A 16,182-nucleotide genomic window follows, 5' to 3' on the forward strand; every position below is an offset into this window, starting at 1 on the left:
TCCCCTGCCCCTTCCCCTTACTTCCAGCAAATTGAAGGGGAGGTCACTGGTAAAATCACAGTGACCTCCCTCTACCCAAAAAAATTAACCAAATGAGTAACTTACCCGCTTTTGACCGGTTTTACATCAAGGGAATTAGCCATGTCCTGTTTCGGTATGATGGCCTTAAAATCATCCTCCCTCAAACACATCGCAAAAAATAGGGCTATGGCGAGCAAAACTGCAGAACCAAGGAGAGCGAATTGATAGGATGATAAATTAACATGATTCCCATTCGTCCCCATCGTGACAGTACCCACTGCCCCCAGGATGCTGGCTAGGATGGCTACACCCATAGCAGAGCCAATCCGGTTCTGTACATTGAATAATGTGGCTGCCATTCCCATCGAAGCCGAGTTGATATTAGTGAAAGTGGAAAACTGTACGGCCACAACAGTATGTCCCAAGCATACACCGACGCTAAACAATAAGGCCCGAAGGAACCATGGATTGGCTGTCGGCCCCAAGAGGCTAATCAAGGTATAAATGATGATTGTGCTAAGCAGCCCCATCCGGATCACCTGATGTATGCCCAGTTTTTTTGTAGTCAAAGGCATCATCCGGGATGCCACCATCAAACCTATTGCTTCCGGGAAAGTGGTCAGCCCGCTTTCTAAAGCTGAAGCATGAAGCGAACTTTGATACATTAACGGGAACACAAAGAGCATCCCCAATAAGCCGGCCATTGAAAATAATGAAATGATGCCCAATGTCCGAAATAATCGATCGGATAATAAACGCAAGTCAAGCATCGGTTTTTCCACTCGCAGTTCCAATAGAATGAATAAGAGAAAAAGAACGGCACCGATAATTCCTGTATACATGATAACAAGGGAGTCCCATCCTTTAGATGGGCCTATGTTCATTGCATACATCAGCATGGAAAAGCCTGCAGCTGACAGCAGGAATCCTGGAAGGTCCAACCTGCCAGCCGTGGGCTCTTTATGTTCTTTTAATAAAAATACACCGATTAACAGGACCATAACTCCGAAAGGAACATTTATATAAAATGCCCAACGCCAAGACAGCTGCTCCGCAAAGAATCCGCCAACGATCGGACCGATGGCTGGTGCGAGTGCAATGGGCAGCACAAGGGAACGGGAAACCTTTGGCCGTTCTTCTGGAGAGAACGTTCTAAATAAAATCGCCATTCCCACCGGTGTCAGGATCCCACCACCTGCCCCTTGCAAAATCCTGAACAAGTTCAATGTTTGCAGATTATTAGCGAATCCACATAAAAGGGAGGCAGCCGTAAAGACACCCAATGCAATCAAGAAGATTTTCTTGGTCCCAAAACGATCCCCAAGCCAGCCTGCTACCGGTAGGAAGACAGCCAGACTAACTAAATATCCAACATTAATGCCACTGGTTGACGAAGGATTAAGGTTAAATTCATTACTGATCGTCGGCAGGATCACATTGACAATCGTCCCGTCCATAGAAACCATGAACATCGCTATGACATAAACGATGCACACTACTATTTTATGGTCTAGCTGTATCCTGGATTTCACTTTGTTCCATCACTGCTGGCAACTAGTTTTAAACTATTGGGCAACAAATCCGTCCAGTTTTTGTTGATGTATTCCAAGCAATCCTGCCGGCTTTCTTCCCGATATATGACGGACCAGCCTTCTGGAATAACCAAAAAGGCGGGCCAAAGGGAATGCTGACCTTCTTCATTTATCAATACATTGTAGATGCCATTTTCATTTTCGAAAGGGTTGGTCATCAGGTAAGTCCTCCTTCATTATTTTTTGCCGACTTCTTCATGGTCGATAGTTTGTTAGCGATCACCTGGCCAATTTCAGCAAGCGGTCCCGGCTGACACATATCCTTATGGCGGCATTCAATATTATGCTGTTCAATCATTCCATGGATATATGGATTCCATGAATCAGGATAGATGGGATCAAACCAATCCGGAATGATCGTCGATCTGAAGAACAGCACATTCCCCTTAAAGATTTCAGGTTGATACTCACCCATGATTCGAACTGAATTTACATATGTCTCTTTAAGGTTCAGGATCGTTTCTTCTTCTAAGCTAGCCAATGCACTGCCATCTCTACGGAGAATTTCTATGGCACTGGCATTATCCAATGGCTGGTCTCCTAAACTATCAGGATCATAACCTCCCAATGCCAGCAATGCGATTAAAGCCTCCTCATCATCCGGAGCCTCTTTTATTGGCAAGAAATGACTTGGATAAGCATCGAGGATTGCCACCAGGCGAACGTCCTCTCCCTCATTTTGCAATTGAGTGGCCATTGCATGGACGACATTACCTCCGAGAGACCATCCCAATAGATGATAAGGTCCTTCTGGCTGGATTGTCCGTAATTGATCGATATAGTCCGCCGCCATTTCAGTCAGCGTTTTCGGAAGTTGCTCCCGCTGTGATATTCCTCGTGCTTGTAACCCATAGATTGGATAGTCAGGTCCCAGTGCATTCATCAATCCAGCGTAGCACCAGCTTAGCCCTCCAGCCGGATGTACGCAAAACAGCGGAAGTTCCGGACCATTTTTCCTAAGCGGCAGCAGGACGTCCAAAGCACTTTTGCTCGTGCCCATTTCAAGTCGTTCAGCGAGCCCCGCAACAGTCGGAGCCTCGAATAGATTACCTATACTCAATTCAACGCCAAGTGCTTCACGGATTTTGCTCATCAAATGGACGGCAAGCAGCGAGTGGCCGCCGAGATCAAAAAATCCATCATCTATTCCGACATGGGCCAAAGCGAGAACCTCCATAAAAAGGTCGCACAGAATCTCTTCCTGCGGGGTTCTCGGTCCACGCCCTGTTTGATTAGTACCGAATTCCGGCGCCGGTAATGCCTTGCGATCCAACTTACCATTCGGTGTCAAAGCCAATTCATCCATTTCAACGAAAGCTGATGGCACCATATAATCCGGAAGGCTGCTTGCAACAAATTGACGTACATGCGCCGGATCGAAGGTGACATTTGACGCAGATACGACATATGCGACCAGACGCTTATCACCAGGATTGTCTTCACGAACCACCACCGCAGCTTGTTCAATATCGGGATGCTGAGCAACCAATGCCTCGATTTCACCCAATTCAATACGGAATCCACGGATTTTAATCTGATGATCGGCACGGCCTATATAGTCCAAAGATCCATCTGCAAGCCAACGGGCCAAGTCGCCAGTGCGGTACATTCTGCTACCTGTTGAACTGAATGGGTTGGCCACAAAACGGTCAGCCGTCAAACCCGGGCGGCCTAAATAACCACGGGCCAGACCAGATCCTGATACATATAGTTCCCCAACTACCCCTGGCGGAACTGGCTGTAAGCTTGCATCTAACACATACACACCCAGATCAGGTATGGCACAGCCAATGAGGCTATTTGCTTTTATGGATGTTATGGTCCGATTAAGTTCAAGATAGCTGACATGAACGGTAGTTTCCGTAATTCCATACATGTTGATGAGATATGGCGCATTTTCCGGATGGCGGCTGTACCAATCCTCCAAACGGCTTAGTTCAAGTGCTTCCCCACCATAAATCACGAAGCGTAATTTAATCTCCTGCCCTAGTGTCGGCATTTTCCTATCCGCCTGCATTAATTGATAAAATGCTGATGGCGTCTGGTTCAGTACCGTTACTCCTTCTTTAACAAGCAGTTGTAAAAACTCTTCCGGTGACCGGCTGATAGAATGAGGGACGACCACAAGCTTGCCTCCATGAAGTAAAGCTCCCCAAATCTCCCAAACCGAAAAGTCAAAAGCATAAGAGTGGAACATGGTCCATACATCTCCGGAATTGAAATGGTACCAATGTTCCGTCGATCCAAAAAGTCTGATTACATTCTGGTGAGGAACCACGACCCCTTTTGGTAAACCGGTGGACCCGGAAGTATATATGATATAGGCCGAATTTAAAGGTGATAACGGGTGAATGCGGTCACGATCCGTTGGATTCAGAATTGAGTGATATGCCAATTCTTCCATGGTACTGGCATCATCCATTACGATTTGCCTGATATCGTGCATCTCAGGAAGCTTGGAAGCTACACCTGAAATCGTTAGAACACAAGCGGGCTGAGCATCTTGAAGCATGAACGTTAACCGATCATTTGGATATTCGGGATCTAAAGGCAAATATGCCGCCCCTGCCTTGAGTACAGCCAGCAATCCTACAACCATATCCAATGATCTAGGCATGGCCAATGCGACGAACTGCTCTGGCCCTACGCCTTTAGCAATCAATAGATGGGCTAGCTGATTCGCTCGTTTGTTTAACTCCTCATAAGTCAAGGAAGTGTCCTCATATACCAATGCAATATTGTGAGGATACTGGCTTACCCGTTCTTCCAGTAATGCAGGTAAGCATTTATGCGGTATTTCTTCGGAACTTCCATTCCAATCCACAAGGATTTCTTGGCGCTCTTCAGGTGCCATTATTTCCAAAAGTCCAATAGGCTGATCCGGTTCCGAAATGGCGCCATCCAACAATCTTATTAATCGATTTATTAACATCTCGGCGGTCTCTCGCTTAAATAGATCTGTACTATATTCAAGGAAGCCATTTATCCCATCTGGACTGCCATTTTCAGCATGCTCTTCACGTAATTCGATCGTCATATCGAACTTTGATGCGCCTACTCCATATAACTTCAGGTTGGATTGAATCCCTGGAAGCTCCAATTTGGGGTCAGGCGTATTCTGCAACGCTAGCATAATCTGGAATAATGGATGCCTAGATCGAGAGCGGACTGGATTCATCACTTCCACCAAACGCTCAAAAGGCAAGTCTTGATGCTCATAGGCATTTAAATTAACCTTTCGTACCCTGTCAAGAAGTTCACGGAAAGTGGGATCACCGGAAGTATCCGTCCGTAACACCAATGTGTTGATGAACATCCCTACTAGATCGCTTAAGGCATCGTCACTTCGACCTGCTATCGGACTTCCGATAGGGATATCGTTACCTGCCCCAAGGCGAGTGAGAAGCGCCGACAGTCCAGATTGTAAGACCATGAATAAGCTGACACCATTATCACGGGCCAAATCCAGTAAACGACGATGCATTTCAGGATGAATTGAAATGTCTACGGTTTCACCTCTATAACTAGCTTCAAGGGGACGCGGATAATCAGTGGGCAATTCCAATTGATCTGGCAGATTAGCCAATGTCCCTTTCCAGTATTCCATTTGTTCAATAGCTAAACTGGATTCTTCACCCTCACTCCCTAAAAGGCTTTCCTGCCAAAGCGCATAATCGGCGTACTGTACAGGTAATGGAGGCAGGTTAGGTTCTTCACCTTTACATCGCGCCATATAAGCTGCGGTTAGATCGCGAGTAAGCGGTGTCAGGGACCATCCATCTCCTGCAATATGATGTAATAATAAAACCAAAACATGCTTGTCCTGGGCTATTGTGAAAAGCTGGGCACATATGGCCGGTTCTTTTGCAAGATTGAAACTATATCGCGCCGCTGTAGCGATTTCTGCTTCAAGTTCGGACTCCTTGATGTGCGATACTAACAATTCCACTTGTGCTTCTGAGGGATCCAACACATATTGATGAGCTGTACCCGTGGTAACAGGGAAAAGCGTACGTAAAGTTTCATGACGTTCAACTACATCATTAATCGCAGCCTCTAGTGACCTGGTATCTATTTCACCAGACAATTCAATAACCAGTGGAATATTGTAAGTTGGACTAGGTCCTTCAAGACGGTGAAGGAACCATAATCGCCTCTGAGCAAAGGAAAGCGGCACCGCTTCCGGCCTATCGGCTTTCTTTACAGGTAACCTTGCACTTTTCCCATTGGAGAGCTGTTTTACAAGGCCCGAAACAGTTGGTGCCTCAAAGAGTTTACCAATACCTATTTCGACACCGAATGTATCTCTGATTCGTGCCATCAGTATTGAAGCAAGAAGGGAGTGACCGCCTAAATTAAAGAAGCTATCATCGATACCGACCCGGGAAAGACCAAGAACCTCGGCAAAAAGATCGCTTAATATTTCCTCCTGCGGTGTTCCAGGAGCCCGATCTGATACAAGTGCAGTGAGGTCAGGCACAGGTAATTCTTTTCGGTTAAGCTTTCCATTTGGGGTTAATGGCAACTCGTCCATGGTAATGATTGCGGACGGCACCATGTATTCCGGTAGACCGCTGCCCACAAATTCCCGGAGTTCAACCGGTTCCGGTGTCGTTTTCAAAGAAGGGACGATATAGGCAACGATACGTTTATCTCCAGGCTGATCTTCACGAACAATGACTGCAGCCTGGTTAACGTCAGGATGTTGGGCAAGTTTCGCTTCAATTTCCCCCAATTCGATACGATAACCCCGAATTTTAATTTGATGATCTGCCCGGCTGATATAATCCAGTGTGCCATCTTCTCTCCAACGAACAAGATCGCCCGTTCGATACATCCGGCTCCCCTTTGAACCATAAGGATTAGCGACAAATCGCTCAGCGGTTAAATTTGGCCGTCCTAAATAACCACGGGCCAAGCCTGTACCGGCAATATATAATTCCCCTACAGTTCCTTTTGGTACGGGCTTTAATGCTGCATCGAGCACATATAGCTGTGTATTCCAGATGGGTTTCCCTATGGAAGGCATGCCGCTTTGATGCGGATCTAGCGTAATGGAAGATGACCATATTGTCGTTTCCGTAGGTCCGTATAGATTAGTCACTTCACACCCCAGTCCATGTAAGGCGTTGGTCAGACTAATCGAAAGGGCTTCTCCTCCTACAAGCACTCTTAGATTCTTTATCACATCAGGGTAGTTCGTTACCAGCGAATGCCAAAGCGTTGGTGTTGCCTGCATGATGCTTATATCATGGTGAACGATCATATCCGACAGAGTCCTAGGGTCTTGAATCGTTTCCTTAGCGGCTATGACACAACTTGCCCCATTCAAAAGCGGCAGGAAGATTTCTAAACCGGATATATCAAAAGCTATTGTCGTTACCGCCAAGAGCCGATCCTGATGATTCAAAGAAAATTGGCTTTGCATGGAAGAAAGGAAATTAATAAGGCTGGCCGATTGTATCAAGACACCTTTCGGTTTTCCGGTAGAGCCTGAAGTGTAAATCATATAAGCAGGATTAAGTGGTGAGACTGATCCTATACGTTTTTCATCTTCCACATTTATATCCGGATAACTCCCAATTTCAAGTATGGTTTCTGCCTCATCCAAAACAATGCGCTCTGTTACATGGCCAGAAAGTTTTGATGTTAATTCTTCACTTGTTATGATGGAAGACGGCCGTGCATCATTAAGCATGAAATCGATCCGATCAATTGGATAATCCGGATCTATAGGTAAATAGGCCGCTCCCGTTTTTAACACGGCCAACATGGAAATGACCATATCCACTGAACGGTTCAGGGCTATAGCAACGAATTTCTCAGGTCCTATCCCCTTCTCCAAAAGGAGGTGGGAAAGGCGATTGGCTCGCTTGTTTAAATCCATATAACTAAGGACGGTATGTCCATCCATCACCGCCGTCAAATCAGGGGTTTTGGAAACTTGATCTTCAAATAATTTTGGTAAAAGTAAAGAAGGGAGCTCTTCTTCCGTTTGATTCCATTGATGCAAGACTTGCTCATGCTCCTCAGGTAGAAGAAGTTCGATTTCCCCAATTGATTCCTCCTTCTCTGCAGCTGCCACCTTTTCAAGAAAACTCAGGAAACGCTTATGGTGAGTACTCAAATCTTCAATAGTATATACCTCTGGGTTTGCATCTAAATCAACCCTTAGCCCTTTACCATCAGACTTGTCATAAATGTTAATTGACAAGTCATCGACAGGACCTGTTGCCAGCTTATGTGTGATCGCTTTACTTCCTGAAAAGTCCAGACCATAATCAAACGGCATAACATTAATTTGAGGCCCGAATAATCGCTGGTTGTCACCCAGCAGTTTAAGGTCCCGACGCAATTCTTCATGTCTGTAATTTTGATGGCGGCGGATAGTCCGGACTTCCTTGGACAATTGCTTCACTAACTCTTTAAAACTCATCTCAGGATTTACAGACAACCGGAGTGGCAACAGGTTCATGACCATACTGGGGATGTTCAATGAAGAAGATCCCAGCCGGCCCATCATCGGTAAACTCAGGATGACATCTTCCGATCCTGTCAATCGATTTACGTAAACAGCCGTTACCGCTATCACCACTTCATGCCAGCTTCCTGAATATTTATGTGCATTCGCTTTTAAAGATTGTGTAGCGGCAGATGATAGATAACCCGTTTGACTAATGAATCCTTTAGAGGTTCGAGGAGCACGATCAGCTAGGCTCATAACCTCTGGTTGATCAGCAAAACGGTCTTGCCAAAACTGGCGATCAGATTCGAACTTCTCGGATTTCCTATACGCCTTATCTTCCTCTAAAAGTAAACGTAAAGAAGCAAAGGCACCTTCCTCCAGGTTTTGACCCTTTTGAAGGGCCGTATATAGTTTGGCTACCCGTTGCGAGATAAGTGAAAATCCAAAAGCATCCATTACAATGTGGTGAATCCGCTGATACCAGAAAAAGCGATCTGAATCCACTTTGATCAAGGCTTGATTGAAGAGTGGATCATTTTTCAGGTCAATCGGTTGAGCCAGGTCTTTTTTCATCCATTGTATAGCTTTCTCCTGTGGATTTTCCTCTCCACTGATATCGATGAATTCAAAAGGAAATTCACTCGATTCCCTGCTGACCTGAAACGGCCCATTATGATCCTCACCAAAGCGGACATGTAAAAACTCCGCCTCCATGACTGTCTGTTTCAGCGCCCGTTCAAAATGTTCTATATCAATCCGACCCTCTATTTCTATGTATTCCCCTGTGTTATAAATCGGATTATCCGGCTCTAGCTGCTGGGCAAACCAGATACCGGTTTGCGCGCCGGTCAATTGCCAGTGCACATCTTGGTCCTGAATATTAAGCACTCCTTTTTACCTCCTTCTTTTTGGAATCAGTCATACTAACGCCTTTTGTGAAGACAATAGCTCCCACCATGCTGCGATTGTCGGTTTTTCAGCCATCTGCATGAAATTAATCTCAGCGCCTTTTCCCCTTAGGATCTCAACAAGGCTCATCATTCTAATCGAATCCATTCCTAAATCCACTAGATCCTCGTTATCATCAATATCTGATGGAGATTCACCCAAAAGATCAGCGATTTGATGCCTTAGGCCTTGCAAAGTCAAACCTTGTTCATAATTTCCTTCAACAGGCTCAGCGAATGACTGCTTTTCGCTTTTCAATTGTTCAAGTAATCGAGATGTTGTTGTCGCTACAGCACAGCGTTCAGCTGCATATTTAATCGCCATTTTATGTTCTTCTAATGAAAAGTCTGCCACTGCATCAGATACCAAAAATGGTTCTATATCCTGCATAAATGCTTCACTTGCTGTCAACAAACATCCAATATGGGCATATACCCCGCAAATGATCAGTTGATCACGGCCTTGTTCTTTCATCATTTCTAAAAGATTTGTCCTTTTAAATGCACTATATCGCCATTTAGTCAGTACAATGTCATCCTCGCTTGGAGCGACCTCATCCACCACTTTCGTTTGATTGATATCATCATCAAGTCCTGGCCCCCAAAAATCTGTTAGCAGTGCACGATCTTCTGGGTTTTGATTACCAGGTTGTGCTGTATAAACGACAGGGATCCCCAGTTCTACACAGCGGCTTTTTATGGACTGAATATGTGCCACCAGTTCAGTTATCGGTGATTCGCTTGCTGTATAGTAATTAAGGAAATATTGTTGCATATCATGAATGAGAAGCACTGAACGCTTTGGATCCGCTTTCCATGCAACTTTATTTTTTGGTAACTCCGATTCAACAGGCATTGCATATGGTGTGATAGCAGGAATAGCCATCAAATCACTCCTTCTATGATTTTTTTATTCACTTCATCGTAATCCGATTGTTAAGTTTATCTGATATAATTTGTCGCAATGCTTTTTTACTCACTTTACCTAACGGCGTTTTTGGGAAGGAATCAATGAACTCAATCCTGTCAGGAATTTTAAAGACGGCAAGCCCTCGATCCTTCAAAAAATGTTTAAGTTCCTTTGCCATTGGCGCCTGATCGCGCGGTATCACAAATGCACATGATCTCTCCCCTAGATAATCGTCCGTCATAGAAACGATGGCTGCATCATGTACTGCATCATGAGCCAGGAGATGATTTTCAACTTCCTCAGCGGCAATTTTTTCACCGCCACGATTGATTTGGTCCTTATCACGGCCTTCCACAACTATATAGCCCGACTCGGTCATACTGACCAAATCACCAGTCCGATAGAATCCATCTATGGTGAATGCCTTCGCATTATGTTCTTCGGCTTTATAATAACCGCAAATGGTATAGGGTCCTCTCGTTAACAAATGTCCCACTTGTCCCTGTTGAACATTCCTGTCTTCCTCATCGACTATTCGGATTTCATCAAATTCCGACATCGGCCTGCCTTGTGTGTTGATGATGATTTCATCAGGATCATTTAATCTCGTATAGTTAACTAGACCTTCAGCCATGCCAAAAACTTGCTGCAACTTGCATCCGAAGGCGGGATATACCCGACGGGCAGCTTCTGCACTGAACTTAGCCCCCCCTACCTGAAGCACTTGGAGGCTGGATAAATCATAGTTACGAGTAGACACTGCATCAAGCCACCTCAAAGCAAGAGGCGGTACAAGAGCGGTGATCGTCACACCTTGTTTTTCAATAAGCGGAAATGCCTCATCAGGACTGGGACCTGGCGAAAGGACTACTCTACCGCCTGCATAAAGCGTACCCAGAATACCTGGCGAGCTAAGTGGATAGTTATGGGCAATAGGAAGAACTGCGAGATAAACACTATCCATATCCACTTGGCAAATCTCAGCGCTAAGCCTCAAACTGTATATGTAATCATCATGTGTTCTTGGGATCAATTTTGATAATCCAGTACTTCCCCCTGATAATTGAAGAAAGGCAATGTCACATGAATCTACTTTTGTTTCCTTCTTATTTGGGTTGATGTATAAATCCGCCAAATTCACGAATTCTTCTTCTTCACCCAAGACAATCACGCTTAACAAGGTATCATTCTTGCTTTTTGCGCCTCTTGCAAGATCACGATAATCAAAACCGGCCTGCTTATCCGGGATGATGTAGGCTACTGCCTCAGCAAACTCACAAAAATAGTTAATTTCACTACTTCGATGCGACGGTAGAGCAAATACAGGCAATGCCCCTAATCTAAATAGTGCAAAACAAACCTCAAAGAATTCGATTACATTGGGCAGCTGGACCACCACTCGATCATTTTTCTTTATTCCCATTTCCTGAAATCCAGATGCTAACCGATCGGCCCTATTATCCAATTCAGCATAGCTCATATTTCTCTCCCCGCTTGTGATGGCGATGCGCTCCCCATGCTCCTTGGCACGTTCACGTAACATCCCCCCAAAGGTTTCCCCTTTCCAGCACCCCTCTTTTCGATACAAATCCGCAAATTCCCTAGGCCACGAAGTACACCCTGTTAACATCCTTTTTCCCTCCACACTTTTAATTTAGTAACTTTGCATCTATTCCCATTGCACGCAGCATGGTTTGAAATTTAGCTGATGTTTCCGCAAGCTCTTCTTCCGGTTTGGATTCTGCAACCACCCCAGCTCCAGCGAATAAGCGAAGAACCTGCCGCTCTACCTCCGCGCACCGGATGGTAACGACCCATTCCCCGTCTCCTTCTGCATCGCACCAGCCAACCATCCCTGTAAAGAACCCACGATCAAATGGTTCGATTTCCTGGATGGCTTCTCGTGCCAGGTCAGTCGGTGATCCACATACAGCAGGAGTCGGGTGAAGTGCAATCGCTAGCTCCAATGACGAAGTTGCAGGATCCTTAAGCTCACCTTTTACTTCCGTCGACAGATGCCACATGGTTTCGGTATGTATCACTGTTGGTTTTTCCGGTACATCCATCGTTTTGAAAAATGGTCTCAGAGCCTCAGCTACGGCATGGACAACAACAGCATGTTCATGTAAATCCTTAGAGGAAGAAAGTATCTCATCCGCTCGCCTCTTATCCTCGATAGGGTCATCACTCCGTGGCCTGGAACCTGCCAAAGGATTTGCCAAAACCTGTAATCCCGATCTTGAAACAAGCAATTCCGGGCTGGCCCCAATCAGCGTTTTCGAGAATGGGGTATCACCTTTCCCCTTGACCTTTTGAGGTAAATCAACGGCAAAGGTATAACCGTTCTTGTTATGTTGAGCTAGATTATGAAGTAACGGACTGATATTCACAGTTTCTGAAGAAGTAAGATGCAACGTTCTTGATAGGACAATTTTGTCAAGATGGCCGCTTTTAATATACGTAAGGCCGCGTTCCACACCCTCTTTATACAGGGAAGGCTCGGGTACCGATTTCATTTCATAAGTTGGCTTTTTGGTTTCCATTGAAAAGCTGGTGAGATTATCTTGCAGAGGGACTGAAGAACTTATGTTTTCAGGTACAATAAGTTGAGCGTCCTTTTTGTTATCGAATGGTACAGCACCTGTTACCACAGGATTTTCGTACCCTTGTTCTTTTGCCTTTTTTAATGCAGCAACCACTCTTGCGGCGAGACTTTCCATTTGATTTGCATTTTCTTCATCTCTTGGAACCGTAATGAAGGAACCTTTTCCCAGTAGTGTTCGGTATGGAGATGCAAGGAAAAAGTCACCAACCTCATACTCATCCAACGGCTGTTTTTCCAATACGGCAGAATTACCTTTAAACTTCATCATATTAAAACCCCTCCAAATTCACTTAATATTCAGACTAACGTGTGAATGGTCGTGTTACGCACCTAAAGTGGCGCCACCATCTACACACAAATTACTCATTGTAATGTGATTCGATTGATTGGATATGAAAAATAGGATAGCCTCCGCTATATCAGTAGGCATGGCTATTTTTTTCAGCGGGATTCCTACCTTGAATGCTTCAGGCATACCATTTATGACAGCTTCGGCACCATTCTCGCCGTTCCACAGGGACCATTGCATCTCCGTGTCCGTAGATCCGGGGGAAACAATATTGCAACGGATATTATATTGGGCCAATTCCAACCCTAAACACTTCGTAAACATGACGGCCGCTGCCTTGGATGCAGCATAGGCAGCCATTGAGACTCGCGGTACACTTGCGGCGTTCGATCCGACCGTGACAATCGATCCTCTTTTTCTTGTCACCATGTATTTGCTCACCGAACGAGATACATTAAATACACCGGTGGAATTCACGGCAAAAGTCTTAGACCAATCTTGGCCACTGAATGACTCGACCATTCCTGTGCGTAACACTCCGGCAACATTGACCAGTGTCTCTATAGGACCGATATCATTCTCAATTTGATCAACAATGGCATCGATTGCATGACTGTCGCTCACATCCGCTGAAAAGGCATAGACCTCCAAGCCTTGAGACTTCAATTCACTTACGTACCTATCAAGCTTTTCGGCATTATGATCAATGGCCGCCACAATAAGGCCGAGCTTGGCTAAAGCCTGAACCACGGCACCTCCAATACCTTGAGCACCTCCCGTTACAAGAGCAACTTTCCCTTTACATTCCAAAAAGTCCACCTTGACACTCCCTTTCCTAATCAAAATCCAAAAATCCAATGTATAGAAGCTCAGATACAATCCCATGGCAAACAGGGGGTACATGGCTTTTACGATTGTCAAAAAGTAAAATACCAACCAATAATGATAATCATTATCAATTGGAATCTACAGGTAATGATATCTATTTATAACTTAATGGTCAAGGGACTTCCATGGATTTACTGAGAAAGACCTATTTCTTACCAGGCATATTTCTCTTCAAAGCAAAACGTATGGCCCTGTTAATCAAAGGTGGTAAAACCGAAAGATGCCCTTCCTCTTCAAACTCCTTGAATTGAACGTTCACTCTGCTATCCTTCATGGATAATCGTTTTGATAATTCCAAAGCATTTTCGTTCATGCCGCTTTTATGGGTGCCCTCCAGCTCCCCCACGCCAAGCAATATCGAAATATCACCATTTCCTTGATTTAATCGGGAAAGAAACCTCTCCTCCTCCTCACGGAACCACTTTTTGTTCCAATGGAGAGATGGGCTTCCAGCTATATAAGTTTGGAAAGCATACGGATTTTCAAACAGGACATATAAAGTGAAAAGGCCGCCAAGGGAATGCCCGAAGAGTGTTTGGCTATTGTGATCGACCTTAAATCTTTTACCGATTTCCGGTTTTAAATCCTCTTCCATGAACTTCAGAAAGTTTTCCGCTCCTCCATGCGAAGGCCATGGACTTCCGCCTGGTCTTACAGGTAACTCGCTATCCGCAACAGGCAGAGTGAAATCATAATAACGTTCAGAAGAAAATGGTTCATTGGTGGCATATCCAATACCCACAATGATGGCGGGAACCACTCCTGACTTTTCCGGCCGGCGCGATTGCAATCGTACCGCCTCAACCATCGTTCCAAATACAGAATTGGCATCGAGCAAATAAATGACCGGATATCCCGAGGGTGGCGGCTCTTCCAATGGCTTTGAAACAAAAATTTGGTATTCACGTTTCCCAGTACTCGAATGCATGAGAATCTGTTGAGTTCCCTTGATTGTAACCTCTGTACTGGCAGTAGTTTTGTCCATTACGCTTTTGTCCATTTTTTTATGCATCATCTAAATGAATCCCTCCAACCTTTAATACTAGTAATTTTATTCATTTTTACTTCTCAAATAATTTAAGCTCTCTTAATATCAGTTTAAAAGAATGTACTTGAGAAAGATTACCACGACATCGATAATGATAATCCTTCTCAATGGATATATCAACCATACATCGATTGTTTTTTCTATTATTTTACAAAGGGAGCTTCCCCTTCCCTTTTCACTCTAATTTTCATAAAAACATTACTTTGGAAAATTATTCTTGAAATAATAGAGAATTAATTATATATTTAATAGCATGTTATAGTGATAATGATAATCGTTATCATACACTGCATATAAGCATTAATCTTTATTTTGCAACTCAGCTGGTAAAGGAAGTGAAAAAGTCGGTCAGAACCATCATATAGAGGTTTTTCTGTGGGAACCATTAAATTTATATTCTATGAATCTAAAAAGGGGAATTGACAAATGAAAAAGAAATTATTCGTACTTGGTATGGCAACAGTATTCAGTTTTGGACTTGGCGCTTGCGGCAATGCCGACAAGACTTCAAGCGATGCTTCAGAAGAAAGCAAAGTGACGGATTCGTCTAAAAAAGAAACACAGACCATATCCTATTTGGATAAAGAATATACAATTCCATCCAAGGTGACCAATATCGCAACAGCGAGTTTGGAATCAATGGAGGATGCGGCCATATTAGGGATTAAACCTACCGGTGTTGTTACTGTTGGTGGGGAAATACCTGAATATTTAGCTAAAGACCTCGAAGGTGCTAAGTCGATCGGTGAAAAAATGCAGCCGAACTATGAAACCCTTCTGGAAATGAAGCCTGATGTCATCATGTGGTCTTCCAAATCTCCGGCTAATGTGACGGAACAGTTGGAAAAAGTGGCGCCAACATTCCCTTATTCACATATTTCGACAAATTGGGAAGACAACCTGCGTTTAATGGCCAGCCTTACAGGTAAAAAAGATGAAGCTGAAAAAATCATCAATACCTATAATGATGATGCCACAAAAGCTAAACTGGAAATCGGTGAAAAGCTGAAGGATAAAAAGGTATTAGTGGTGAGAATCAGGAACGGAAGCCTCTTCCTATATCCTGAGGATGTGTATTTCAACCCAGTTATATATAAAGATTTAGGCTTGACTGTCCCTGAAGAAATTAAGCCTGTTAAAGCACAAGAAATGATTTCATTAGAAAAATTTGCAGAACTTGACCCAGATTATGTCTTCTTGCAATTCTCGGAAAGTGAAAATGCACAAAAACCGGAAGCGTTAAAAGATTTAGAAAACAATTCCATTTGGAAGAGCGTCACGGCAGTAAAAGACAATCATGTGTTTGTAAACTCGGTTGATCCTCTTGCTCAAGGTGGAACGGCTTGGAGTAAAACGGCTTTCCTTAAGGCTGCAACGGAAGAATTAGCTAAATAAACAGTAAGGTGCGTTGATTGA

The 16,182-nt window shown here is 44.2% G+C and carries 9 protein-coding genes; 1 reads left to right on the forward strand and 8 read right to left on the reverse strand.

Going from position 1 to position 16,182, the window contains the following annotated elements:
- Positions 1 to 101: 101 nt before the first annotated feature.
- The 8 genes from IOC57_RS15635 to IOC57_RS15670 all read right to left on the reverse strand — a co-directional run bounded on the left by IOC57_RS15635 (position 102) and on the right by IOC57_RS15670 (position 14,718).
- The gene (locus IOC57_RS15635; protein WP_309487715.1) at positions 102 to 1,553 is read right to left on the reverse strand and encodes a DHA2 family efflux MFS transporter permease subunit; all 1,452 of its coding nucleotides are present in this window, start codon (positions 1,551 to 1,553) and stop codon (positions 102 to 104) included.
- The gene (locus IOC57_RS15640) at positions 1,550 to 1,771 is read right to left on the reverse strand and encodes an MbtH family protein (protein WP_207439592.1); all 222 of its coding nucleotides are present in this window, start codon (positions 1,769 to 1,771) and stop codon (positions 1,550 to 1,552) included. The genes IOC57_RS15635 and IOC57_RS15640 overlap by 4 nt, the downstream gene beginning before the upstream one ends.
- A complete protein-coding gene (locus tag IOC57_RS15645; RefSeq protein WP_396020836.1) occupies positions 1,771 to 8,967 on the reverse strand; it encodes an amino acid adenylation domain-containing protein in 7,197 nt (2,398 codons plus the stop codon). The genes IOC57_RS15640 and IOC57_RS15645 overlap by 1 nt, the downstream gene beginning before the upstream one ends.
- A gap of 30 nt (positions 8,968 to 8,997) precedes the next feature.
- Entirely contained in the window at positions 8,998 to 9,912 is a 915-nt protein-coding gene (locus tag IOC57_RS15650) for an isochorismatase (RefSeq protein WP_207439593.1), read from the reverse strand.
- 28 nt (positions 9,913 to 9,940) lie between these two features.
- A complete protein-coding gene (locus IOC57_RS15655) occupies positions 9,941 to 11,566 on the reverse strand; it encodes a (2,3-dihydroxybenzoyl)adenylate synthase (RefSeq protein WP_207439594.1) in 1,626 nt (541 codons plus the stop codon).
- 19 nt (positions 11,567 to 11,585) lie between these two features.
- Positions 11,586 to 12,809 carry an isochorismate synthase DhbC gene (dhbC, locus tag IOC57_RS15660; protein WP_396020837.1) on the reverse strand — a complete coding sequence of 408 codons (1,224 nt, stop codon included), beginning with the start codon at positions 12,807 to 12,809 and terminating at the stop codon, positions 11,586 to 11,588.
- A 54-nt stretch (positions 12,810 to 12,863) separates the two neighbouring features.
- On the reverse strand, positions 12,864 to 13,649 hold the full coding sequence (locus IOC57_RS15665; protein ID WP_207439595.1) for a 2,3-dihydro-2,3-dihydroxybenzoate dehydrogenase: 786 nt from the start codon (positions 13,647 to 13,649) through the stop codon (positions 12,864 to 12,866).
- Positions 13,650 to 13,863: 214 nt separating this feature from the next.
- Positions 13,864 to 14,718: an alpha/beta hydrolase gene (locus tag IOC57_RS15670; protein ID WP_396020840.1), complete on the reverse strand. Its 855-nt coding sequence runs from the start codon at positions 14,716 to 14,718 to the stop codon at positions 13,864 to 13,866.
- A 474-nt stretch (positions 14,719 to 15,192) separates the two neighbouring features.
- Between IOC57_RS15670 and IOC57_RS15675 the strand changes: the two genes are divergently transcribed.
- Positions 15,193 to 16,161 (forward strand): iron-hydroxamate ABC transporter substrate-binding protein, encoded by a 969-nt coding sequence (locus tag IOC57_RS15675; RefSeq protein ID WP_207439597.1) that lies wholly within the window; start codon positions 15,193 to 15,195, stop codon positions 16,159 to 16,161.
- Positions 16,162 to 16,182: the final 21 nt, after the last annotated feature.

This window comes from Bacillus sp. SD075 (genome assembly GCF_017355165.1).
GTDB lineage: Bacteria > Bacillota > Bacilli > Bacillales > DSM-1321 > Peribacillus.